We start from the raw sequence: 24,669 nt of genomic DNA on the forward strand, positions 1-24,669 counted from the left end.
AATGCGATGCTCCGAGGGTTATGCCGGGGGCCTCCACGCCCACAAAGGCGATGCTGGCGTTCTGAGCCCGGGACCAATCGACATCCAAATCCTCCCCCTGGCGGGGGAGGATTGAAATGGGCCGCCTGTCCACGGCTCTGGATGTCGATCCGATTCTAGCGGCACGCCAATCTATTGCCGATAAAGCGCGTCCAGCCGCGCCCCATAGACCTCGCGCAGCACGTGGCGGCGGATCTTGAGGCTCGGCGTCAGCTGCTCGTTCTCGATCGTGAAGGGCTCGTCGGCCAGGATGAAGCGGCGGATGCGCTCGATCTGGGACAGCTCGCGGTTCACCCGCTCGACCGCATGGGCGATCGCCGCCTTGAAGTCGTGATCGCCCCCCAGCCGGGCGAAGTCGCACGGCGCGCCGGTATGCGCGCACCATTCCTGCGTCCATTCGGGGTCGGGCACGATCACCGCCACCATGTACGGCTTGCGGTCGCCGGAGATCATCGCCTGCAGGATCTCGGGCTGGAGGGTCAGCATCCCCTCGACCTTCTGCGGCGCGACATTGTCGCCCTTGTCGTTGACGATGATGTCCTTCTTGCGGTCGGTGATCTTGATGCGGCCCTTGTCGTCAATGAGGCCGATGTCGCCGGTGTGGAGCCAGCCGTCCTTGAGCACGCGCTCGGTCTCGGCCTCGTTGCGCCAATAGCCCTTCATCACCAGCTCGCCTTTGACCAGGATCTCGCCGTCCTCGGCGATCCGGACCTCGGTGTTCTTGAGCGGCGGGCCGACCGTGTCGTGCTTGAGCCCCGCCTTGGGCCGGTTGCACGAGATCACCGGCGCCGCCTCGGTCTGGCCATAGCCCTGGAGGAAGGTGAGGCCGATCGATTCGAAGAACTGCCCGACCTCGGGATTGAGCGGCGCCCCGCCCGAGACCATCGCCTTGATCCGCCCGCCGAAGCGCTTGCCGATCTTGGGCCTGAACAGCGCGTTGACCAGCAGGTTCGCCGGCTGGTCGGCGATGCCGATGCGGCGGCCCGCCGCCTTCTTGCCGCCGAGCCGCACCGCCTGGTCGAGCAGGAAGGTGGAGATGCGGCCCTGCTTCTCGATCGCCTTGGTGATGCGGGTGCGCAGCACCTCGAACAGGCGCGGCACCACCACCATGATCGTCGGCCGCGTCTCCTCGATGTTGGAGGCGAGCTTGTCGAGCCCCTCCGCATAGTAGATCTGCGCACCCAGCCCGATCGGGAAATGCTGCCCGCCGGTATGCTCATAGGCGTGGGAGAGAGGGAGGAAGGACAGGAACACCTCCTCGTCCGCCCAGCCGAAATCCTCGGCGATGATCGAGGAGGCACCCTCGACGTTGTGCAGGATCGCGCCATGGTGCTGCATCACCCCGCGCGGCGCGCCGCCGGTGCCGCTGGTGTAGATGATGCAGGCGAGATCGCCCCGCTCGGCGGTGGCGCTCGCGGCGACCGCCTCGACGTCGCCGGGATGCGCGGCGATCAGCGCGCGCCAGTCGTGATAGTCGACCTGGCCGGTCTGGCCGGGGCGCATCTCGTCGATCCCGATCACCACCCGCGCCGAGGAGCGCAGCACCGCCGGCATCAGCACGCGCGCGAGCTTGGAGGTCGAGACGATGACCGCGCAGGCGCCCGAATTCTCCAGGATGTGCGCGTGGTCGCGTTCGGTGTTGGTGGTATAGGTGGGGACGGTCACGCACCCCGCCGCCATGATCGCGAGGTCGCTGATGCACCATTCCGGCCGGTTCTCGCTGACCAGCATCACCCGCTCGCCGGGCCTGAGCCCGATCGCCTTGAGGGCGGTGGCAAGGCCGGCCACCTGCCGCGCCGTCTCCGCCCAGCTCGTCGGCACCCATTGGCCGTCCTGCTTGGCCCACAGGAACGGCGCCTCGCCCTTCTCCCGCGCACGGGTGAAGAACATGGTGACGAGATTGGGGAAATGTTCGAGCGTCCTCACGTCATACCTCTCCCATGCCCCTCCGTTCGCCCTGAGCCTGTCGAAGGGCGAGCGTGCCTCACGGCGAAGCGCTCGTGGCTTTCGCCCTTCGACAGGCTCAGGGCGAACGGGAGGGTGTCGCTACTCGCTCAAAGCCACTCCCACGCTGCGCGGATCGGCTGCGCCGACCCAGCCGTTCGCCGTCTTCTCCGCGGCATTGGCCTTGAGGCCGAGCCTGCCGACGGTGACGCTATGCCCGAGCCGCTCCAGCGCCGGCTTCAACGCCTCGCGCGCGGTGCCCTGTTCCAGGATCAGCCCGGCATTGTTGAAATAGATCAGCCCCTCGCCGATCGCATCGCGCGCGCTCTCCCCCCAGTCGAGGTGGGCGATCAGCGCTTTCGCGACCTGCATGATGATCGTCTTGCCGCCGGCCGCGCCGACAGTGAAGATCGGCTTGCCCGATGCGTCATAGACGATCGTCGGCGACATCGACGACAGCGGCCGCTTGCCGCCCTCGACCCGGTTGGCGACCGGCGCGCCGTCCTTCTCGGGCGCGGCGGTGAAGTCGGTGAGCTCGTTGTTGAGCACATAGCCGCCCGCGACCAGCTGGCTGCCGAACGGTCCCTCGACGGTCGCGGTCATCGTCACCACGTCTCCGCCCTTGTCCACGGCGATGAAATGGGTCGTGCCCGGCACCTCGTTCTGCACCGCGGCGGTGCGCGGCTCGGCGCCCGGCGGCGTCCCCGCCTCATAGGTGCCGAGGCTCTTCGTCTCGGAGATCAGCTTCGATCGCGAGGCGATATAGCCCTTGTCGAGCAGCCCCGCGACCGGCACCTTCACGAAATCGGGATCACCCAGATACTTCTCGCGATCGGCGTAGGCGAGCTGCATCGCCTCGGCGATCAGGTGCCAGGCGACCGGCGAATCCTTGCCCAGCGCCTTCATGTCGAAGCGCTCGAGCATCCCCAGGATCTGGAATACCGTGGTCGCGCCCGAGGAGGGCGGCCCCATGCCGCACAGCCGGTACCGGCGATAGGTGGTGCAGACCGGCGGCAGCTCCTCGGCCCGATAGGCGGCGAGGTCGGCGAGCGTCATGTCGCTCGGCGCGACCTTCGATTTGGTGACGGTGTCGACCAGCAGCTTCGCGTTGGCGCCCGAATAGAAGGCGTCCGGGCCCTCCTCGGCGATCTTGCGCAGCGTCGCGGCGAGCGCGGGGTTCCTGACCGTCATCCCTTCGGTCAGCGGCTTGCCGCCCGGCGCGTAGAGCGCGGCGACCGCGGGGAAATTGTCGGACGTCGGCACGATCCGCGTCGAGTCGTCGCCCGCGACCGGCTGCGCGCCCGGCGTCGAGGCGCCTCTCTTCCGCCCGAACCACAGGGGCGACAGCATCGCCGACGAGCTCGCGAGCGGCCGCGTCACCTGATAGCCCTGCTCGGCGAGGCGGATCGCCGGCTGGAACAGCGCCTTCCACGGCAGCTTGCCCCATTTCCCGTGCGCCACCGCCATCAGCCGGACATTGCCCGGCACGCCCACCGACTTGCCGCCGGGGAACAGCTCGACGAACGGCCTGGGCCTGCCGTCGGGGCCGAGGAAGCGATCGGGCGTCGCCGCGGCCGGCGCCTTCTCGCGCCCGTTGATCGTGTCGGTCACGCCCGACCTGGCGTCGTAGTGGATCAGGAAGCCGCCGCCGCCGATGCCGGACGACTGCGGCTCGACCACGGTCAGCGCCAGCATCATCGCCATCGCCGCGTCGGTGGCGCTGCCGCCCTGCCGCAGGATCTCGCGCCCCACCTCGCTCGCGCGCGGATCGGCGGAAGTGACTACGCCCTGTGCGAAGGCGGTATGCGGGACGAGCAGAGCGACGAACGCGACGAGCAGCTTCTTCATGGGGCGCGACCCTAACCCCAGGTGACGCCGCGTCAACTGACGACTGTCCCTCTCCCATTGGGAGAGGGAAGGAGCCGGCGAAGGCGGCGGGAGGGTGAGGGCGACTGCGGCCAGCGATGGTCACCCTCACCCTCCCACCCGGCTACGCCGGGCGAATCCCCTCTCCCGATGGGAGAGGGGATTCGCCCACCGCATCGGCGACATTGGCGAACCCGTCGCGCTCCAGCCCCTTCGCCAGCCCCTTCGCGATCCGCCGCGCCAGCCCCGGTCCCTCATAGACCAGCGCCGTATAGAGCTGCACCAGGCTCGCCCCGGCGCGGATGCGGGCATAGGCTTCCTCCGCGCCGTCGATCCCGCCGGCCGACACCAGGGTCAGCCCGCCCCCCGTCGCCGCCCGGAAATCCGCCAGCCGCTGCCGCGCCAGCGCCTTGAGCGGCGCCCCCGACAGCCCGCCCGCCTCGCCCGCGTGCCTCGACCTGAGCGGCGGCCGCGACACGGTGGTGTTGGACACGATCAGCGCATCGATCCGGTGATCGACCGCCGCCCGCGCGATGCCGTCGATGTCGGCCGGCTCCAGATCCGGGGCGACCTTGAGGAACAGCGGCGTCAGCCCCCGCGCCTCGTCTGCAGCGGTCAGCAGCTCGTCCAGCGCTGCGCCCCGCTGCAGGTCGCGCAACCCCGGCGTGTTCGGCGAGCTCACGTTGATGGTGACATAGTCCGCTACCTTCGCCGCCAACCTGACGCCGGTCGCATAATCGGCGATCCGGTCGGCCGCGTCCTTGTTGGCGCCGACGTTGACCCCCAGCACCCCCGGCCGCCGCGCATCGGCGATCCGCGGCAGCACCGCCTCGATCCCGCCGTTGTTGAAGCCCATGCGGTTGATGACCGCCCGGTCCTCGGTCAGCCGGAACAGCCGCGGCCGGGGATTGCCGGGCTGCGGCTTCGGCGTCAGCGTCCCCACCTCGACGCTGCCGAAGCCCATCCCGAAGAAGCCCGCGATCGCCTCCCCGTCCTTGTCGACCCCCGCGGCGAGCCCCACCGGGTTGGGAAACACCAGCCCCGCCACCTTGGTCTCGAGCCGCCGGTCGCGCTCGACCCCCTTGAGCGGCAGCGGCGCCGCCAGCGCCCGGATGGTGAGCCGATGCGCCCGCTCGGCCTCGAGCGCGAAGAGAAGGGGGTGGTAGAAAGCCATGCGCGGTCCCATAGCGGCATTGGCCCGCGCCCAAAATCCTTCCCTTCGGTGGTTGACTCAAGGCGACCACACGCCCATCTGCCCAATCGGAACGAATTCATCCGATTTGAGAATCGCTCGCAAATGCGCCTGACAGCCCAAGCCGATTATGCGGTCGTGATGATGTCCGCCGCCGCGCGCCATTGCGGGCTGAGCGGCCGGCTCAACGCGACGCTGCTCGCCGACGAAACCGGCCTGCCGCTGCCGACGGTGCAGAAGCTGGTGAGCCGGCTCTCCGCCGCCGGCCTCATCGAATCGGCGCGCGGCACCGGCGGCGGCTTCCGCCTCGCCCGCCCGCCCGCGACGATCAGCCTCGCCGACATCATCGAGGCGATCGAGGGTCCCATCGCCATGACGGCCTGCGTCGACAACGGCCGCCACGACTGCTGCATCGAGGAGAATTGCCGCGTGAAGCCCCATTGGAACGCCGTCAACGGCGCCGTCCGCGGCGCGTTGGCTGGTGTCACGCTGGCAAGCCTGGCCACCCCGTGCTCCCGCGAAGGCGGGAGCCTAGAGCCGCCCGCCGGCTCGCCTGAGACTCTGGGTTCCCGCCTGCGCGGGAACACGGAAGGAGTTCTGCAGTAATGGCCACCCGCAATGCCGAGGCGCTCGCCGCCGCCAACCGCAAGTACGAATGGGGCTTCGCCTCCGACGTCGAGCAGGAGTTCGCGCCCAAGGGGCTGACCGAGGACACGGTCCGCTACATCTCCGCCAAGAAGCGCGAGCCCGAGTGGATGCTCGACTGGCGGCTCAAGGCATTCCGCACCTGGCAGACGATGACGCTGCCCGAATGGGCCAAGCTGGCGATCCCGCCGATCGACTATCAGGACGCCTATTACTACGCCGAGCCCAAGGCCAGGGCGACGATCGCCAGCCTGGACGAGCTCGACCCCGAGATCCGCCGCACCTACGAGAAGCTCGGCATCCCGATCGAGGAGCAGAAGGTCCTCGCCGGCGTCGAGGGGGCAAGGAAAGTCGCCGTCGACGCGGTGTTCGACAGCGTCAGCGTCGCCACCACCTTCCGCGAGGAGCTGAAGGCCGCCGGCGTCATCTTCCTGTCGATCAGCGAGGCGATCCGCGAATACCCCGACCTCGTCCGCAAGTACCTGGGCAAGGTCGTGCCGGTCCGCGACAATTTCTACTCGGCGCTCAACAGCGCGGTCTTCTCCGACGGCACCTTCGTCTATGTGCCGGAGGGCGTGCGCTGCCCGATGGAGCTGTCGACCTATTTCCGCATCAACGCCGAGAACACGGGACAGTTCGAGCGCACGCTGATCGTCGCCGACAAGGGCTCGTACGTGTCGTATCTTGAGGGCTGCACCGCGCCGATGCGCGACGAGAACCAGCTCCACGCCGCCGTGGTCGAGCTGGTCGCGCTCGACGAGGCCGAGATCAAATACTCGACCGTCCAGAACTGGTACCCCGGCGACGAGGAGGGGAAGGGCGGCATCTACAATTTCGTCACCAAGCGCGCGCTGTGCGCGGGCACGAACTCCAAGGTGTCGTGGACCCAGGTCGAAACCGGATCGGCGATCACCTGGAAGTATCCGAGCTGCATCCTCCAGGGCGACGGCTCGGTCGGCGAGTTCTACTCGGTCGCGGTCACCAACCACCATCAGCAGGCCGACACCGGCACCAAGATGCTGCATATCGGCCGCAACACCCGCTCGACGATCGTGTCGAAGGGCATCTCGGCCGGCAAGTCCAACAACACCTATCGCGGCAAGGTGCTGGTCAACGCGGCTGCCGAGAACGTCCGCAACTTCACCCAGTGCGACAGCCTGCTGCTCGGCGACGAGTGCGGCGCCCACACCGTGCCCTACATCGAGGTCAAGAACCCCTCCGCCCAGATCGAGCACGAGGCGACCACGTCCAAGATCAGCGAGGACCAGCTGTTCTACGCGATGCAGCGCGGCCTCGACCAGGAGGCGGCGGTGGCGCTGATCGTCAACGGCTTCGCCCGCGAGGTGCTGCAGCAGCTGCCGATGGAGTTCGCGGTCGAGGCGCAGAAGCTGCTGGGGATTTCGCTGGAGGGGAGCGTCGGATGATCCTGACGGTTCAGGACACCGATCGCCGCACCAACTCCCCTCCCCTTAAGGGGAGGGGCTCAGAGGATGACAATGCTCCGAATCACTAACCTCCACGCCTCCATAGACGGCAAGGAAATCCTCAAGGGCCTCTCGCTCTCCGTGGGCGCGGGCGAGGTCCATGCGATCATGGGGCCCAACGGCGCCGGCAAGTCGACGCTCGGCTACGTCCTCGGCGGCCGCCCCGGCTATGAGGTGACCGCGGGCTCGGTCACCTTCGACGGCCAGGACCTGCTGGAGATGGAGCCGCACGAGCGCGCCGCCGCCGGCCTGTTCCTCGGCTTCCAGTACCCGGTCGAGATTCCCGGCGTCTCCAACGTCCAGTTCCTGCGCGAGGCGCTCAACGCCCAGCGCCGCGCCCGCGACGAGAAGCCGCTGTCGGGGGCTGAGTTCCTCAAGCTCGCCCGCGCCGAGGCCGATGCGCTCAGCCTCGATCCGGAGATGCTGAAGCGTGCCGTGAACGTCGGCTTCTCGGGCGGCGAGAAGAAGCGCAACGAGATGGTGCAGATGGGGATCATCGACCCCCGCTTCGCGATCCTCGACGAGACCGACAGCGGCCTCGACATCGACGCGCTGCGCATCGTCGCCGACGGCATCAACCGCATCATGCGCGGTCCGGGCAAGGCGGTGCTGCTCATCACCCACTATCAGCGCCTGCTCGAATATGTGGAGCCCGACGCGGTCCACGTCCTCGCCGACGGCCGCATCGTCCGCTCGGGCGGCCCCGAGCTCGCCCGCGAGCTCGAGGCGCAGGGCTATGGAGCGGTGGCGGCGTGATGGGGACCATAAAGATCCTCCCCGGGATGGAGAGGGGCACATGACCGCCGTCCTCGACCTCCCCTCGACCCGCCAGGAGGACTGGCGCTGGTCCGATCCGCAGGCGATCGCGGCCGCGGCCGCGCTGCCGCACGGCACCACGGTGGTGCCGCCGTTCCTCGACCTCGACGGCCCGCGCCTCGTCTTCATCGACGGCGTGCTCGACCGGCTCCGCAGCGCCCCCGGTCCGGTCTCGATCGCGCCGCTGGAGCCGGAGACCGACCACCCCCTCGGCCGCCGCGCCGCCGGCACCGGCTGGTCGCTGACGCTCGGCCCCGAACATGCGGTGACGAACCTCCAGATCGTCCACGTCGCGACCGGCGGTGACAACCATCTCCCCGCGCACATCGCGCTCGCCGAGGATGCGGTCGCTTCGATCGTCGAGACCTATGTCGGCACCGGCTGGTCGAACCGGCTCACGCAGGTCGATCTCGCCCGATCCGCCCGGCTCCAGCGCTCGATCCGCCTGCTCCAGGACGACGGCTTCGTCTCGCTGCGCGACGAGGCGGCGATCGGCCAGGGCGCGAGCTACGTCACGGTGGTCCTCGGCGCCGGCGGCATGGGAAGCCGGCTCGATGCCGCGCTGACGCTGGCGGGGGAGGGCGCCTATGCCGAGATGGGCGGCGCGCTGCTCACTCGCGGCAGGCAGCACCAGGAAGGCGCGGTCGTCGTCCGCCACGCCGCGCGCGACGGCACCAGCCGCCAGCTCTGGCGCGCGGTCGCCGCCGACCGGAGCCAGGCGAGCCTCGCCGCCCGCGTCGAGGTCGCCCGCCATGCGCAGAAGACCGACGGCGAGCAATCGCTGCGCGGCCTGCTCCTCCAGCGCTCGGCGGCGGTGAACCTCAAGCCCGAGCTGGAGATCTTCGCCGACGACGTGAAATGCGCCCATGGCGCCACCGTCGGCGAGCTCGACGCCCGCGCGCTCTTCTATCTCGAAAGCCGCGGCATCGAACCGGCCCGCGCCAAGGCGCTGCTCACCCGCGCCTTCGTGGCGGATGCGCTGGATCGTATCGGCGACGAGGCGGTGCGCGCGGCCTTCGCCGCCGATGCCGACGCATGGCTGGAGGCGACGCTGTGAACGAGCATCTTCCGATCCTCCCCGGGACGGGGAGGGGGACCGGTGAAGCCGGTGGAGGGGCGCGACCTGGCGATTCGCCGGTGGAGAGCCCCCTCCGCCAGCCTGCGGCTGGCCCTCCCCGTGCCGGGGAGGATCTTCCGCTCGACGCCCTCGCCGATTTTCCGGCGATCCCCGCCGGCTGGGCCTATCTCGACACCGCCGCTACGGCGCAGAAGCCGCAGCCGGTGATCGACGCGATCACCCACGCCTATGCCGAGACCTATGCGACGGTGCATCGCGGCGTCTATCAGCGCTCGGCCGACATGACGCTGGCGTACGAGGCCGCCCGCCGGCGTGTCGCCGGCTTCATCGGCGGTCAACCCGAAGAAGTGGTGTTCGTCCGCGGCGCGACCGAGGCGATCAACCTCGTCGCGCAATGCTGGGCCGGCACGCAGCTCAAGGCGGGCGACCGCATCCTGCTCTCGACGCTGGAGCACCATTCGAACATCGTTCCCTGGCAGCTGGTCGCCGAACGCATCGGCGGCGTCGCGATCGACGTGGTGCCGCTGACCGCGGACCATCGCATCGACCTCGACGCGATGGCGGCGATGCTCCGTCCCGAGCACAGGCTGGTCGCGCTCGCCCATGTCTCGAACGTGCTGGGCTCGGTGCTCGACGCCCGTCGCGCCGCCGATCTCGCCCATTCGGTCGGCGCCAAGCTGCTGCTCGACGGCTGCCAGGCGGTGCCGCGCATGGCCGTCGATGTCGCCGCGATCGGCGCCGACTTCTATGCCTTCTCCGGCCACAAGCTCTACGGGCCCACCGGCATCGGCGTGCTGTGGGGTCGGGCAGAGCTGCTCGACGCGATGCCGCCGTACCAGGGCGGCGGATCGATGATCGACCGCGTCACCTTCGCGCGCACCACCTACGCCCCGCCGCCCGCGCGGTTCGAGGCGGGGACGCCGCACATCGTCGGCGCACTTGGGCTCGCCGCGGCGGTCGATTACGTTGAACGCATCGGCCTCGATCGTATCCACGCACACGAGACCGCGCTGGTTCGCCAGGCGCGCGAGGCGCTCCAGCAGATCAACAGCGTCCGCCTGTTCGGTCCCGAGGATTCGGCCGGCATCGTGAGTTTCGCCGTCGAGGGGGTGCATCCGCACGACATCGGCACCATCTTGGACGAGGGCCAAGTGGCGATCCGCGCCGGCCACCATTGCGCGCAGCCGCTGATGGAGGCGCTGGGGGTGCCGGCGACGGCGCGGGCGAGCTTCGGAGTCTACAACGGGCCGGCCGACATCGCGGCGCTGGCGCGGGGTGTCGAGAGAGTGACGAGGATCTTCGGATGAGCGATCGGATTGCGGTCGAGGAAGTGGACAGCGTGGCGCCGCCGCCCAAGGCGCGCGTCGAGGACGCGGCCGAGAGCGCGCGCGAGACGTTCGAGCGCAAGCGCGACTATCTCGAGGGTTTCCTGGCGCAGAAGCCGCAGGGCCTCTCGCCGGCAGAGCCCGGTGGCGAGATCTATGAGGGCATCGTCGCCGCGCTCAAGGAGATCTACGATCCCGAGATTCCGGTGAACATCTACGAGCTCGGCCTGATCTACAACGTCGAGGTCACCGAGGGCGGCCATGCCGCCGTGACCATGACGCTGACGACGCCGCACTGTCCGGTGGCCGAATCGATGCCGGGCGAGGTGGAGCTGCGCGTCGGCGCGGTGCCGGGGGTCGGCACCGTCGACGTCAATCTCGTCTGGGACCCGCCGTGGGACCCGTCGAAGATGTCCGACGAGGCGCGGCTGGAACTGGGAATGTTGTGATTACAAAGCCCCTCCCCTTCAGGGGAGGGGTTGGGGGTGGGGGAGTGCCGCAGGCGCATCGCTTGTGGAGAGTCCCCACCCCAGCCCCTCCCCTGAAGGGGAGGGGCTTAGGAGGAAGGAATGACGACCACCACCCGCGCACGCCCTGCCGTGCTCAACCTCACCCCCCGCGCCGAGGCGCGGATCGCCGAGCTGATGGCGAAGGCGCCGGAGGGCGCGGTCGGCGTCAAGCTGTCGACCCCGCGCCGCGGCTGCTCGGGCCTCGCCTATTCGGTCGATTACGTGACCGAGGCCCAGCCCTTCGACGAGGCGGTGGTGACGCCGGGCGGCACGCTCTACGTCGACGGCGCCTCGGTGCTCTACCTGGTCGGCTCGACGATGGACTGGGTCGAGGACGATTTCACCGCCGGCTTCGTGTTCGACAACCCGAACGCCAAGGGCGCCTGCGGCTGCGGCGAGAGCTTCACCGTCTGACGCCGGCGACGTCCCTCTGCCGCATCGGCGTCAGTATTGAGGATCGAGGGAAGTGCCGCAAGGTGCAGGCGAGATGGACGTGCGGTGCGGACGTCAGTGCCACGTGGCGGAGTCCTGCGGGACGGTCGCATGGCCGACCCTGCGATAGGCCTTGGGCGTCATCCCGAAGCGGCGGTGGAACAGCTCGCCGAAGTGCGAGGGGGTGGCGAAACCCAGCCGATAGGCGATCTCGGCGATGCTCTGTTCGCTTTCGAGCAGGTAGCGGCTGGCGAGGTGCAGCCGGTGCGTGCGCACATAGTCGCTCCAGGCGAGGCCGATCTGCTGCCGGAACCGGCGGCTGAAATAGGCCGGCGACAGCGAGCAGAGCGCCGCCGCCTCCTCCAGCGACGGTGCGTGAGCCGGGTCGCGGCGCAGGCGATCGAGTGCGGGGCGCAACCGGTCGATCCGGGCGCGATCGGCGGTCAGCACCTCGCCATCGATGGCGGGCGACCGTACGACTCCGCGCAGCAGCAGCTCGGCGATCGGCAGCGCCAGCGCGTCGGCCGCGGACAGATCGGTCAGCCAGTCGGCGAGCATGTCGAGGCGATCGCTTTGGGCTGGGCCCGGCTTGGCGCAGAAGGGGGCGGAGAGCCGTTCGAGCCCCGGTGCCTGCCCCAGTGCCTCTCCGGCGATCGCATCGATCTGGACCAGCACCCAGTCGCGCGGGCCCGGCCCCAACGCGAAGTCGTGCTGGCACATCGACGGCACGAACACGGCGCAGCCCGGGCTCAGCGCATAGCGGCGCCCCTCGGCGATGAAATGACCGGAGACGCGGCCGAACAGCACCAGCTCGTGCACGTCGTGAAAGTGCGGAAACGGCGTGCTCGGCGGCGAGCCCGGCCCCTGGCGCACGCGCTCGACGCGCAGCCCCGCGCCGGGGCGGAGCTCCACCGGCTCGCAGATCGGGCGATCGAGGTCGGACGTGGCCATCCGCCTGCTCTCCGCCCGGCACCGCACCATCGTCAAGGGGTGCCGAGGATCCGCACTTCCAGCGGCCGCAGTCTGAGAGCCGAAGGATCGGCGGCCGCATTGCGGTCCATCAGGTCGACCCAGCCCGAACCGAGCCCAGCGGGACGCGCCTCGGCGTCGGTCTTGCCGAGGTTGACCAGCAGCAGCGTCCGTCGGCCGCCCGCCTCGCGCAGCACGCACAGCACCGGCGATGCGTCGTCGCAGACCAGGCGCTGGCTTCCTTCGCGCAGCTCCGGCCGGTCGCGGCGCAGCGCGAGCAGCGTGCGATACCAGCTGAGGAACGAGTCCGGCCGATCCGCCTCCTCCTCCAGCGAGACGCCGTCGTGCGACCGATTGGCGCGCTCGGTCCACCAGGGCTGATCGCCCTTGTACCAGATCGCCGATCCCGGCGCCTCGAGGTCGGCCGACCAGCGGAACGCCTCGCGCAGCGGGATGTGCGCGGCGTCGGACATGGTGCCCTTGCGCGTCACGCCGCGCATCCCGAGCTCCTGGCCGTAGTAGATCAGCGGCTCGCCCCTCAGCATCAGCATGATCGCCGCCGCGGCGCGGGCGCGGGTCGGATCGTTGTCGACGAGCGACATCAGCCGGTCGGTGTCGTGGTTCTCGAGGAAGGTGATCTGGCCCTTGCCGGCGGGTGTCTTGGCGTCGGTCTCGCGGATCGCGGTGACGATCGCCGGCTTGTCGAGCTTGGTCATCGCGCCGCGCAGCGGAAAGGCGAAGACGAGATCGGCGTTGCCGCGCGTCAGCCAATCCTCGCCATAGCCCCAGTCGGCCTGCTCGGCGAGGATACGAAAGCCGGGCCGCCGCGCCTTCACCTTCTCGATGATCGGCGTCCAGAAATCGGCGAACAGGTTCTTGAGCAGGTGCTTGTTGTCGAGATCGTCCATCATATGGTCGATCCGGTAGCCGTCGACGCCGTCGCGCCCGCTGCCGTCGCCGTGCGGATCGGCCCAGAACAGGAACAGCCGCTCGAAATAGCGCTTCACCGCCGGCTGACGGAGGTCGACCATCGCGATGCCGATGTAGCGGCCGTCATAGCTCTGCCACGCGGGCTGGCCCAGGAACGGCTCCGGCTCCTGATGGCCGGGGCGGCGCCAGAGGATGTGGTCGCCAAGCGGCGCGTTCGGCCGGCCGCGGGATTCCTCCAGCCACGGATGCCCATCCGCGACGTACTGGATCTCCTGGTCGAGATAGACCTTGAGGCCATGATCGTGCGCGGCGCGGACGAAAGCGAAATAATCATCCATCGTGCCGTAGGCCGGATCGATGCCCTCGAAATCGGTCGCGAAGTAGTTGTGGTAGAAGGGGGAGGGCTGCAGCGGCGTCAGCAGGATCGAGGTCACGCCGAGCCGCTTCAGATAACCGAGCTTCCCGGTCAGGCCCTTGAGGTCGCCGATGCGATCGCCGTCCGAATCGCGGAAGCTGCGCATGAAGATGTGATAGAAGACCTCCTCGCCTGCCGGTGCGAGCGGCGGCGTCGGGGATTGCGCCGGCGCGGCGGCGGTGAGCGCCGCGGCCATGGCGAGGCCGGCAAGCGCGCGGGCGATCCTCATCGGTTCCTCTCCATGACCGTCCTGTCGCCGCACAGCACGCGGCCGAAGAAGCGTAGCGTCTCTTCGATCGCGCTCGACCAGTAGCGCCAGTCGTGCCCGCCCGGCCGCTCGGCATAGACGTGCGGAACCCCGCGCTGCTCCAGCGCGAAGTGCAGCGCGCGGTTCGCCGCCAGGAAGGGATCGTCGAGCCCGCAGTCGAACCGGATCGGCGGCAGCGGCGCGGGCGCTTCGCTCAGCGCCGCCAGCACGCTGGTGTCGCAATCGGCGATGCTCCACCATTCGCGGCTTTCCTCGATCAGCGCGTCGAGCTGATGCGCTTCGGTGACCGAGGAATGCGCCGACGCCGCGGCGAAGCGGTCGGGATATTTGCCGGCAAGGCACAGCGCCCCGAACCCACCCATGCTGAGCCCCCCGATGAGCAGCGGCGAGTCGGCGGTGCAGCCCTCGACGACATGCCTGGCGAGCGCGGGCACCTCCTTGACGATCCATTGCTCGAAATCGAGCCGGGCGTGCGGGACGTAGCCGGACCCGTCGCCCCACAGGCCGTCCGACGGCATCACCAGCGCGACCGGCGGCAGCGAACCTTCCGCCATCAGCCGCGCGGCGGTGAGGTGGGCGCCGCCCTTCAGCGCCCAGGCCCAGTGCGAGCTGTAGACGCCGTGGAGCAGCGTCACGATCGGCAGGTCGCGCACGCCCCTGAATTCGGGCGGCACATACAACGTCACGTCGGCGCGCTGGCTCAACGCCCGGCTCTTGACGGTGAGAAACTCGAGGTCGTCGGCCGGGATCGCCGGATCCGAGCGCTCGATCGTGCGGAACGGGCTTCCGCGGCTCACGCGAATATCAGCACGCTTTTGGTGCTCCTTCCTTCGAGCATGTCGGCAAAGGCCCGGTCGAGCGCCTCGATCGGGTAGCGATGGCTGATCAGCGAGGCGAGTTCGAGGCTGCCGTCGGCCGCCCAGCCGAACAGGCGGGGAAAGTCGCGCGCCGGCACGCAGCCGCCGTAGAGCGGGGCGAGGTAGCGCTTGTTCCAGAAGAAATCGGTCAGCGTGACGCTGCCGGTGCCATGCGCGCCGCTCACCTGCAACGCGTTGCCGCCATTCCGGACCAGACGCAGCGGCAGGAAGGCGAGGGCGGGAACGCCGGTCGCCTCGAAGGCGTGATCCGCGCCGCGCCCGCCGGTCAGCGCGCGGACCTCCGTCACCAGCCGCTCGCCGTCATCCTCGCCGGCGTGGAGCAGATGCGTCGCGCCGAGCGTCCGCGCATGGTCGAGCCGCGCCTGGACGCGGTCGATCGCGATGATCGTCGCCGCTCCGGCGATGCGGGCGCCCTGGATCACGTTCAGCCCGACGCCGCCGCACCCGACCACCGCCACGCTGTCGCCGGGCGCGACCTCGGCCACGTTCACCACCGATCCGACCCCCGTCATCACCGCGCAGCCGAGGATGCAGGCGATCTCGACCGGCAGCCCGGATGGCAGCGGCGTCACCGCCTCGGCACGGACCAACGCGTGGCGGGAGAAGGTGCCGAGATGAAAGGCGCGCTCGACCGGCTTGCCGTCGAGCCGCGTGCCGCCGGCATGGGCGCGGCTGGTGCCGAGCGTCGGCGGGTCGATCTCATGGGTGCGCTCGCACAGCGCCTCGGCACCGCGGCCGCACTGGAAGCAGGCGCCACACGGGATCGCCCAGTTGAGCAGGACGGGCTGGCCGATCGCGAGGCCGGTGACGCCTTCGCCGACCGCCTCGACATGGCCGGCGCCTTCGTGCCCCATCACCAACGGCCCGGGCGAGCGCAGCGAGGCGTGGTCGGTGTGGCACACGCCCGCCGCCGCGATGGTGACGCGGACCTCACCCGGACCGGGGGGATCGACCTCGATCGTCTCGATTGCGAAGCCGCCCTGGCCGTCGGCGATCGCTGCGGGACCGACGGCCACGCCTGCGCTCACGCGGCGCGCTCGAACAGCACGGGGTTGAGCCGCGTGTCGATCACCTTGCCGACCTCGGCGCCCGGGCACCAGCGCGCCCAGTCGTGCCGCTGCATGTCGTTGCTCGGCGCCTTCAGCACCATGTCGCGGTCCATGTAGATCACGGTCATCACCGAACGCGGCCGCTGCGACCGGTTCGGCCCGGCGCGGTGGAAGGTCCAGCCGAGGTGGAAGCTCACCTCGCCGAGGTCGAACGGTGCGTCGACCACCGGGAAGCCGTGCGCCTCCATGTTGCGCGTGATCTCGCGCTCGCTCTCGTCGGATATGCCGAGGTCGCGGCCGAATTCGACATGCTGGCTGCCGGCGAAGAAGGCGAGCGGCCCCATGTCCTGCGGCACCGCCTGCAGCGGCACCCAGGCGGTGACGGTGCGGTCGCTGGAGACCGGCCAATAATATTGGTCGGCGTGCGCCGGCGTGATGCCGCCGCCCGGCTCCTTGTAGAGCGACTGGTCATGGTAGAGGCGAACGCCCTCCACCTCGAGCAGCGCCGCGGCGATCCCGGCGAGCCGCTTGCCGAACACGAAGTCGCGCGCGACCGGGCTCTCCTCCCACAGGTTCATGATCTGCAGGAAGGCGCGGTCATAGGTGCTGCGTTCCTCGAGCGGCAGCGTCTGGGTGTTGCGCGCGATGGTGAGCCGCGTGATCTCCTCGCCGTAATGGCTGAGCTCCTCGGCCGAGAACACATGCTTGAGCTTGATGAACCCGTCCTTGCGGAATCGCGACACCTGCTCGGGCGAAATCGGATAGGGGCGATCGAGGTCGATCGGCATCCTGGCATCTCCTGCATCTTTTCTCGGAGGCCAGCATAATCTCACGCAGATGCGGCCGCAGCCGCCGCGGCTATCGCGTCACGGCGCAAAAACTATCGGATCGATGACCTTTGGGACGGGTTGCGGAATGTGACCCACTCACTCGTCGCCCCGGACTTGTTCCGGGGTCCACCGAGCGCACACCTAAAGATTTCGAGATTCAGCTGGAACCTCGCCGCTTTGCCTTCGTGGAGAGGTGGATGCCGGACCAAGTCCGGCATGACAATCCAGGTTTAGCCCCGCCCGCTCGACTGCCGCTCCACCAGCCGCGCGGGCAGCACCGTCGTGTCGGCCGGCTCGCGGTTGATCTGACGGATCAGCGAGTCGACCAGCAGCTCGCCGGCGCGGGCATAGTCCTGCGCGATGGTGGTCAGCGCCGGCTGCGTCAGCCGCGCGGCGGGGATGTCGTCGAAGCCGACGATCGCGACATCGCGCGGAACGTCGAGGCCATGCTCGGCGAGCGCCTGCATCGCGCCGATCGCGATCAGGTCCGATCCGGCGAAGATCGCGTCGAACGGGATGCCGCGCCCGATCAGCTGCTGCGCGGCGATATAGCCCGCCTCCTCGGTGGTGATCGAATCGACCTGGAGACCGATATCCGGGACCAGCCCGGCGGCGCGCTGCGCGTCGCACAGGCCGAGGTAGCGCTCGCGGAACTCGGGATAGCGCTTGTCCGCCTCGCCGAGGAAGGCGATGCGCCGCCGCCCCGCCGCGATCAGATGCTCGCCCGCCAGCTGCCCGCCGCCGCGATTGTCGCAGCCGATCGTGGTGCCCGCGCTGCCCGGCTCCACCGAGCCCCAGCGTACGAAATGGGTGCCGTGCTCGACGAGATGGTCGAGCCGGGCGCGGTAGAGCTCGTAATCGCCATAGCCGAGCAGGATGAGCCCGTCGGCGCGGTGGCTGTCCTCGTAATCGACATGCCAGTCGGCGGAGAGCTGCTGGAACGAGGTGAGCAGGTCATAGCCCCGGAGCGCGCAGGTGCGCGTGATCGATCCGAGCATCGACAGGAAGAAGGGGTTGATCAGCGTCTCGTCGGGCGTCGGGTCCTGGAAGAACAGCAGCGCCAGGGTGTTGCTCTGGCCGCGCCGCAGGTTCGAGGCGTTCTTGTCGACCTTGTAGTTGAGCTGGCGCGCGATCGCCTCGACCCGCTTGCGGGTCGCCTCGCTTACGGTCCGGTCGCCGCGCAGCGCGCGGGACACGGTCGGCTGGGAGACGCCGGCAAGCGCGGCGATATCGAACGAGGTGGGCTTGGCGTGCACCGAACGCATTCTGCTCTGCAAGGGACCCATAGTCCTTGCAACTCATCCTAGTCGCGCCCGCAGACAAGCGGAAGCTGAGGCTGAATACGTATGCCGGAATCTTGGAATTGAGTGGCCGCGGCGACACACACAACCCCCAGATACCAGCCGAGCGGACATTTGAGAGGCCGCCGGCAGATCGGGAGGGGACTGATGACCAAGCTCAATTCTTCCACGATGACTCGGCTTGCGCTCGGCGCGAGCGCGCTGGCGATGGCGTTGGCGGCCGCGCCGTCCTTCGCCCAGTCCGCTGATACCGTGGTGCCGGACACCCAGGTGCCGGACCAGCCGGATCAGCAGGACATCGTCATCACCGGCTTCCGCGCAGCACTCGAGAGCGCGGTGGCGGAGAAGAAGAACCGCGACCAGGTCGTCGAATCGATCTCGGCCGAGGACATCGGCAAGCTGCCCGACGCCTCGATCGCCGAATCGATCGCGCGCCTGCCGGGCCTCACCTCGCAGCGCGTGTCGGGCCGCTCGAACGTCATCTCGATCCGCGGCTTCGCGCCGGATTTCTCGACCACGCTGCTCAACGGCCGCGAGCAGACCTCGACCGGCGACAACCGCGCGGTCGAGTACGACCAGTATCCGTCCGAGGTGATCAGCCAGGTCAACGTCTACAAGACGCCGATGGCGAGCCTGGTCGGCCAGGGCCTGTCCGGCACGGTCGACCTCAGGACGATCCGTCCGCTCGACTATGGCAAGCGCGTCATCTCGGTCGGCGCGCGCGGCATCTATTCCGACCTCGGCAAGCTCAACGCCGGGTCGAAGGAATTCGGCTACCGCGTCAACGGCACCTATGTCGACAAGTTCGCGGGCGACACGATCGGCGTCGCGCTCTCCGCCAGCTATGTCGACGAGCCCTATCAGATCCAGGAGTTCAACAGCTGGGGCTATGCCGATTCTCCGGCCGGCCCGGTGATCGGCGGCTCCAAATCCTACAACACCTCGACCACCCTCAAGCGGCTCGGGCTTCAGGGCACCGTCCAGTGGCGGCCGGCGCCGGAATTCACCACGACCTTCGACGCCTTCTATTCGGACTTCAAGGACGACCAGATCAAGCGCGGCGTCGAGCTGCCGCTGCTGTGGGGCGGCGTTCCGCTCACCAATGCCCAGGCGACCGACGGCCTCGTCACCTCCGGCACCTATACCGGCGTCAAGGGCGTGGTCCGCAACGATGCCTTCCAGCGCCATGCCAAGCTCTATTCGTTCGGCTGGAACGGCAAGTACGAGGGCGACGACGGGTGGAAGGCGACGTTCGACGTCAGCCATTCGCGCACCGACCGCAACGAGCTGACGCTGGAGACCTATGCCGGCACCGGCCGCGTCGGATCGGGCGCGACCGACACGATCAACTTCCGCTCGTCGGGCAGCGGCACGACCTTCGACCATGTGCTGGACTATGGCGACTGGAACACCATCCTGCTCACCAGCCCGCAGGGGTGGGGCGGCACGCTGATCGGCCTGAACGGCGATGCCATCCGCGGCGGCCAGGACGGCTATTACAACAACCGCGTCATCAAGGACCGACTCTGGCAGTATCGCGCGGAGGTGGAGAAGGAGATCGACAACGGTTTCCTGCGCAGCATCCAGTTCGGCCTGAACTATACCCAGCGCAGCAAGTCGCTGACGCCGGAGGAGGCGTTCGTCGGCCTCGTCGCCAACACCGACGGGACGGTGAGCGTGCCGGTGCCGGAGGAATTCCGGCTCGGCACCACCAACCTGTCCTACCTCGGGCTGGGGCCGGTCATCAGCTACGATCCGGTCGCGCTGCTCAATTCGGGCGTCTATCACCTGATCGCCAACCCCTATGGCGACGTCGTGGTGAAGGGCTATGACGTCTCCGAAAAGGTGATGACCGCCTACCTCCAGGCGAACATCAGGTCGCACATCGGATCGGCCGAGCTGACCGGCAACGCCGGCGTCCAGTTCGCCGCCACCTCGCAGCATTCGAACGGCGCGTCGGCGATCTTCGCGGGCTACAACCCCAACGGATCGCCCAACATCCTGGGCATCCCGCGCCACGAGGGCGCGACCTTCGACGACTGGCTGCCCAGTCTCAACCTGTCGCTGCGCTTCCCGAGCGACTTCGTGATCCGCTTCGGTGCGGCGCGCGAGATCATCCGGCCCAAGCTCGACGACATGAAGGCATCGACCAGCTACGGCTTCAATATGGGTGCCGGCGGCGACCCCAGCGTCGCGCGGGTCGACGGCAGCTCGGGCAACCCGGTGCTGCGGCCGTGGCGCGCCTGGGCCGTCGACCTCACCTTCGAGAAATATTTCGGCACGCGCGGCTATCTCGCGGCGCAGTTCTTCTGGAAGAACCTCGAGAGCTACGTCTACAACGCGACCATCCCGTTCGACTTCACCGGATATCCGGTCGGCGATCCGGGCACCTATATGGGCGCCGACGGAGTCATTCGTCCGCGCACGATCAACTACAACGGCTTCATGACCGTGCCGATCAACGGCAAGGGCGGCAAGCTCTACGGCGTCGAGCTGGCGGGCACGCTCCCGCTCGGCGGCGTCGTCGGCGCGCTCGACGGCTTCGGCCTGACCGGCGGCGGCTCCTACACGATCACCAAGATCCATCCCCGGCCCGGCGATCCCACCGACAACCTGCCCGGCTATTCGAAATGGGTGGTGAACGGCACCGCCTTCTTCGAGAAATGGGGCTTCTCGGCGCGCGGCAGCGTGCGTTACCGCTCGACCTTCATCGGCGACGTCTCCGCGTTCGGCGCCACGCCCGTCCGCCGTCGCGCGGCGCCGGAGACGATCGTCGATGCGCAGATCGGCTATGATTTCTCGGACGGCGCGTTCAAGGGCCTCTCGCTTTACCTCCAGGGCCAGAACCTCACCGACGAGCCGTTCAAGACCTACAATCCGGACCATCCGGAGCAGGTGATCGACTACCAGACCTATGGCCGCCGCTTCCTGGCGGGGTTCACCTACAAGTTCTGATCAATGGGGGCCCCATTCTCTAAAGCGCATGGAGATTCGATCCCCTCTCCCCAACGGGGAGAGGGTTGCGCAGACTTAGGTCTTGCGAAGCAAGGCCTTGGTCGGAGCTGGGTGAGGGGGACGGCCGCTCGCGATGGCGGGGCACCCTCACCAACTGCGACTGGGCACCCCGGCGATGCCGGGGCGCCAAGTCTCCGTATCCTCTCCCTCCAGGGAGAGGGGAGAGGGAAGAGGGGATGGGCTCGCGAATCTCCACAGCCCTAGATCGGCCAGGCGACACGCATCGGAGTAGAGTGCGATGACGGTTATGAGGGCCGCGGCCCTGCTGATCTCGGCGTTGGTGCTCGCGGGCGCGCCGCTGCCGGCTGCGGCGCAGCAACAGACGAGCTTCCGCGATCGCCTGCCCGAGGACGAGGTCATCTATTTCCTGCTGCCCGACCGGTTCGAGAACGGCGATCCGGCGAACGATCGCGGCGGGCTGTCGGGGGATCGGCTGAAGACCGGCTTCGATCCCGCCGCCAAGGGCTTCTACCATGGCGGCGACCTCAAGGGCGTGGTCCAGCGGCTCGACTATCTCCAGGGTCTCGGCATCACCGCGATCTGGATGGGGCCGATCTTCAAGAACAAGCCGGTGCAGGGGCCGCCGGGGCAGGAATCGGCCGGCTATCACGGCTATTGGATCACTGATTTCACTGAGGTCGATCCGCATTTCGGCACCGATGCCGACTTCAAGGCGCTGGTCGACGCCGCGCACGCGCGCGGGATCAAGGTCTATATGGACATTGTCGCCAACCACACCGCCGACGTGATCCAGTTTCGAGAATGCCAGGGGCGGGATTGCCCCTACCGCAGCCGCGCCGACTATCCCTACCAGGCGCGCGGCGGGACCGGCGGAGCGGCGATCAATCCCGGCTTCGCGGGCGACGGCGTGCAGACGGCAGAGAATTTCGCCAAGCTCGCCGACCCGACCTTTGCCTACACCCCCTTCGTCCCGCCCGCCGAGGCGCGGGTGAAGGTACCGGATTGGCTCAACGATCCGATCTATTACCACAACCGCGGCAACTCGACCTTCGCGGGCGAGAGCTCGACGATGGGCGATTTCGTCGGGCTCGACGACCTGATGACCGAGAATCCGCGCGTCGTCGCCGGCATGATCGACATCTTCGGCGGCTGGATCGACCGGTTCGGCGTCGACGGCTTCCGTATCGACACCGCCCGGCATGTGAACCCGGAATTCTGGCAGGCGTTCGTGCCGGCGATGCTGGAACGCGCCAGGGCGAGGGGCATCCCCAATTTCCATATCTTCGGCGAGGTGGCGGACCCCGATCCCGCCGTGCTCGCGCGCCATACCCATGTCGACCGGCTGCCGACGGTGCTCGACTTCGCCTTCTCGCTCGCGGTCAACGACGCCAGCGCGGGCAAGGGCGGCACCGATCAGCTGGCGCGCGTCTTCGCCGCCGATCCGCTCTACGAGGGCGGCGAGGCGACCGCGCGGCGGCTGCCGACCTTCGTCAGCAATCACGACGCCGGCCGCACCGCCACGGCCGACGCTGCCATCAACCCCAAGGCGACCCCCGACGAGCTGCTGAAGCGCGACCTGCTCGCCCATGCGATGCTGCTGACGCTGCGCGGGGTGCCGACGATCTATTCGGGCGACGAGCAGGGGTTCACCGGCGACGGCGGCGACCAGGACGCGCGCGAGGACATGTTCCCGTCGAAGGTGGCGAGCTACAACGACAACAGGCTGCTCGGCACGACCAGGACCACGGCCGATGCCAACTTCGATGCCGGTCACCCGCTCTACCGCGAGATCGCCGCGCTCGCGCGCATCCGCACCGAACATGCGGCGCTCCGGCGCGGCCGTCAGGTGACCCGCTTCGCCGGCGGCGAGCCGGGGCTGTTCGCGGTGTCGCGCTTCGATCCGGACAATGGAAGGGAAATGCTGCTGCTCTACAATACCTCCGCCGCGCCGCTCACGGCCAATGTCGAAGTCGATGTGGGTTCCCGGAGCTTCATCGCGCTCGCCGGCGACTGTCCGGCGCGGGCGACGCGGCCCGGCACCGTGGCCGTCAGCCTTCCGGCGCTCGGCTATGCCGTCTGCGCGGCCGGAGAAGCGAAATGAGCGAGGCGAATCCCAGGCCCGAGCCCCGCGCGCTGCGCGAATGGTGGCGGGGCGCGTCGATCTACCAGATCTATCCGCGCAGCTTCGCCGATTCGAACGGCGACGGGGTAGGGGACCTGCCCGGCATCACCGCGCATCTCGATCATGTCGCCTCGCTCGGGGTGGACGCGATCTGGCTGTCGCCGTTCTTCCCGTCGCCGATGAAGGACTTCGGCTACGACGTCGCCGACTATTGCGACGTCGACCCGATCTTCGGCACGCTCGACGATTTCGACGCGCTTGTCCAACGCGCGCACGCACTTGATCTCAAGGTGATCATCGACCAGGTCTATTCGCACACCTCCGACCTCCACGCCTGGTTCGTCGAGAGCCGCTCCGATCGCACCAATCCGAAGGCGGACTGGTACGTCTGGGCCGACGCCAGGCCCGACGGCGGTCCGCCCAACAACTGGCAGTCGGTGTTCGGCGGCCCGGCCTGGACCTGGGACGCGCGGCGGCGGCAATATTACATGCACAATTTCCTCAGCGCGCAGCCGCAGCTCAACGTGCGCAATCCGGCGGTGCAGCAGGCGCTGATCGACGTCGGCCGCTTCTGGCTCGACCGCGGCGTCGACGGGTTCCGGCTCGATGCGATCAACTTCACGATGCACGACCCGGCACTGACCGACAATCCGCCGGCCCCCGACGACGGCACGCCGCGCACGCGCTCGTTCGACTATCAGCTCCACATCCACAACCAGTCGCAGCCGGAGATCCCCGACTTCCTCGCGCGCATCCGCGCCAATCTCGACGCCTATGGCGACCGCTTCACCGTCGCCGAGGTCGGCGGCGCCGACAGCGAGCGCGAGATGAAGCTGTTCACGCACCGCGAGCGCGGGCTCAACACCGCCTATGGCTTCGACTTCCTCTATGCGACGGAGCTGACGCCGCGCGTCATCCGCGACGCGGTCGAGCGCTGGCCGTCGGGCCCGGACATGAGCTGGCCGAGCTGGGCGTTCGAGAACCACGACGCGCCCCGCGCGCTCTCGCGCTGGGCGGACCCCGTCGACTACGACCGCTTCGCGCGGATGAAGATGCTGCTGCTGGCGACGCTGCGCGGCAACATCTTCCTCTATTACGGCGAGGAGCTGGGTCTGACCCAGGTCGAGGTCGGCTACGACGACCTCCAGGACCCGGAGGCGATCAGCAACTGGCCGCTCACCCTGTCCCGCGACGGCGCGCGCACGCCGATGCCGTGGCGGCACGACGCCCCTGCGCTGGGCTTCACCTCCGGCAAGCCGTGGCTGCCGGTCGGGCCCGACCATGCCGGCCTGGCGGTGGACGTGCAGGCGGCGGACCCCGGCTCGATGCTCGCCTTCACCCGCGAGGTGCTGGCGCTGCGCAAGGCGCACGATGCGCTGCTGATCGGCGACATGACGGTGTTCGAGGCTTCGGATAGGCTGCTCGTCTTCGAGCGCACCTACGATGGCGAGCACATGATCTGCGCCTTCAATTTCGCCGATGAGGACAGCGCCTGGGAGCCGCCGCAACCGGCCCGCTGGCAGGCTGTCGCGCGCAGCCACGACGGTGAGGGCTGGCGCCTGCCGGCGCTGTCCGGCTTCGTCGCGCGGCGGATCGGGTGA

Annotated in this window: 19 protein-coding genes; 10 read left to right on the forward strand and 9 right to left on the reverse strand. The window is 68.8% G+C overall.

The genetic code is table 11. From position 1 onward, the window contains the following. Positions 1 to 171: 171 nt before the first annotated feature. From ACMGER_RS14930 to ACMGER_RS14940, 3 genes are all read right to left on the reverse strand, one after another. Complete coding sequence (locus tag ACMGER_RS14930; RefSeq protein WP_436812962.1) at positions 172 to 1,965, reverse strand: AMP-dependent synthetase/ligase; 1,794 nt, start codon at positions 1,963 to 1,965, stop codon at positions 172 to 174. A 120-nt stretch (positions 1,966 to 2,085) separates the two neighbouring features. After that, complete coding sequence (locus ACMGER_RS14935; RefSeq protein ID WP_436812963.1) at positions 2,086 to 3,831, reverse strand: gamma-glutamyltransferase family protein; 1,746 nt, start codon at positions 3,829 to 3,831, stop codon at positions 2,086 to 2,088. Positions 3,832 to 3,973: 142 nt separating this feature from the next. After that, a complete protein-coding gene (locus ACMGER_RS14940; protein WP_436812964.1) occupies positions 3,974 to 5,023 on the reverse strand; it encodes a quinone-dependent dihydroorotate dehydrogenase in 1,050 nt (349 codons plus the stop codon). 123 nt (positions 5,024 to 5,146) lie between these two features. Between ACMGER_RS14940 and ACMGER_RS14945 the strand changes: the two genes are divergently transcribed. The 7 genes from ACMGER_RS14945 (at position 5,147) to ACMGER_RS14975 (ending at position 11,312) form a co-directional block, all read left to right on the forward strand. Continuing rightward, entirely contained in the window at positions 5,147 to 5,647 is a 501-nt protein-coding gene (locus ACMGER_RS14945) for an SUF system Fe-S cluster assembly regulator (RefSeq protein ID WP_436812965.1), read from the forward strand. Beyond that, positions 5,647 to 7,110 (forward strand): Fe-S cluster assembly protein SufB, encoded by a 1,464-nt coding sequence (gene sufB / locus ACMGER_RS14950; protein ID WP_436812966.1) that lies wholly within the window; start codon positions 5,647 to 5,649, stop codon positions 7,108 to 7,110. Before ACMGER_RS14945 ends, sufB begins: the two co-directional genes overlap by 1 nt. Before the next feature lie 72 nt (positions 7,111 to 7,182). Next, complete coding sequence (sufC, locus tag ACMGER_RS14955) at positions 7,183 to 7,926, forward strand: Fe-S cluster assembly ATPase SufC (RefSeq protein ID WP_436812967.1); 744 nt, start codon at positions 7,183 to 7,185, stop codon at positions 7,924 to 7,926. A 40-nt stretch (positions 7,927 to 7,966) separates the two neighbouring features. After that, complete coding sequence (locus tag ACMGER_RS14960) at positions 7,967 to 9,043, forward strand: SufB/SufD family protein (RefSeq protein ID WP_436812968.1); 1,077 nt, start codon at positions 7,967 to 7,969, stop codon at positions 9,041 to 9,043. A gap of 80 nt (positions 9,044 to 9,123) precedes the next feature. Next, positions 9,124 to 10,371, forward strand: coding sequence for a cysteine desulfurase (locus ACMGER_RS14965; RefSeq protein ID WP_436812969.1), 1,248 nt, complete (start codon positions 9,124 to 9,126; stop codon positions 10,369 to 10,371). Beyond that, positions 10,368 to 10,838, forward strand: coding sequence for an SUF system Fe-S cluster assembly protein (locus ACMGER_RS14970; RefSeq protein WP_436812970.1), 471 nt, complete (start codon positions 10,368 to 10,370; stop codon positions 10,836 to 10,838). The genes ACMGER_RS14965 and ACMGER_RS14970 overlap by 4 nt, the downstream gene beginning before the upstream one ends. Before the next feature lie 120 nt (positions 10,839 to 10,958). Then, complete coding sequence (locus ACMGER_RS14975) at positions 10,959 to 11,312, forward strand: HesB/IscA family protein (protein WP_436812971.1); 354 nt, start codon at positions 10,959 to 10,961, stop codon at positions 11,310 to 11,312. Positions 11,313 to 11,405: 93 nt separating this feature from the next. On the opposite strand, the gene ACMGER_RS14980 is transcribed toward ACMGER_RS14975, so the two are convergent. From ACMGER_RS14980 to ACMGER_RS15005, 6 genes are all read right to left on the reverse strand, one after another. After that, positions 11,406 to 12,281 (reverse strand): helix-turn-helix transcriptional regulator, encoded by an 876-nt coding sequence (locus ACMGER_RS14980; protein WP_436812972.1) that lies wholly within the window; start codon positions 12,279 to 12,281, stop codon positions 11,406 to 11,408. 32 nt (positions 12,282 to 12,313) lie between these two features. Beyond that, positions 12,314 to 13,873 (reverse strand): alpha-amylase family glycosyl hydrolase, encoded by a 1,560-nt coding sequence (locus ACMGER_RS14985; protein WP_436812973.1) that lies wholly within the window; start codon positions 13,871 to 13,873, stop codon positions 12,314 to 12,316. After that, positions 13,870 to 14,709, reverse strand: coding sequence for an alpha/beta hydrolase (locus tag ACMGER_RS14990; RefSeq protein ID WP_436812974.1), 840 nt, complete (start codon positions 14,707 to 14,709; stop codon positions 13,870 to 13,872). Before ACMGER_RS14990 ends, ACMGER_RS14985 begins: the two co-directional genes overlap by 4 nt. Then, a complete protein-coding gene (locus ACMGER_RS14995; RefSeq protein WP_436812975.1) occupies positions 14,706 to 15,806 on the reverse strand; it encodes a zinc-binding dehydrogenase in 1,101 nt (366 codons plus the stop codon). Before ACMGER_RS14995 ends, ACMGER_RS14990 begins: the two co-directional genes overlap by 4 nt. Positions 15,807 to 15,814: 8 nt before the next feature. Then, positions 15,815 to 16,627 (reverse strand): phytanoyl-CoA dioxygenase family protein, encoded by an 813-nt coding sequence (locus tag ACMGER_RS15000; RefSeq protein WP_436812976.1) that lies wholly within the window; start codon positions 16,625 to 16,627, stop codon positions 15,815 to 15,817. A 272-nt stretch (positions 16,628 to 16,899) separates the two neighbouring features. Beyond that, positions 16,900 to 17,934, reverse strand: a complete 1,035-nt coding sequence (locus ACMGER_RS15005; protein ID WP_436812977.1) for a LacI family DNA-binding transcriptional regulator — start codon at positions 17,932 to 17,934, stop codon at positions 16,900 to 16,902. A 183-nt stretch (positions 17,935 to 18,117) separates the two neighbouring features. Between ACMGER_RS15005 and ACMGER_RS15010 the strand changes: the two genes are divergently transcribed. The 3 genes from ACMGER_RS15010 to ACMGER_RS15020 all read left to right on the forward strand — a co-directional run bounded on the left by ACMGER_RS15010 (position 18,118) and on the right by ACMGER_RS15020 (position 24,669). Beyond that, positions 18,118 to 20,925, forward strand: coding sequence for a TonB-dependent receptor (locus ACMGER_RS15010; RefSeq protein ID WP_436812978.1), 2,808 nt, complete (start codon positions 18,118 to 18,120; stop codon positions 20,923 to 20,925). Positions 20,926 to 21,232: 307 nt separating this feature from the next. Next, complete coding sequence (locus tag ACMGER_RS15015) at positions 21,233 to 23,047, forward strand: alpha-amylase family glycosyl hydrolase (RefSeq protein ID WP_436812979.1); 1,815 nt, start codon at positions 21,233 to 21,235, stop codon at positions 23,045 to 23,047. Beyond that, entirely contained in the window at positions 23,044 to 24,669 is a 1,626-nt protein-coding gene (locus tag ACMGER_RS15020) for an alpha-glucosidase family protein (protein WP_436812980.1), read from the forward strand. Before ACMGER_RS15015 ends, ACMGER_RS15020 begins: the two co-directional genes overlap by 4 nt.

This window comes from Sphingomonas astragali (assembly GCF_051400615.1).
Classification (GTDB): Bacteria; Pseudomonadota; Alphaproteobacteria; order Sphingomonadales; family Sphingomonadaceae; genus Sphingomonas.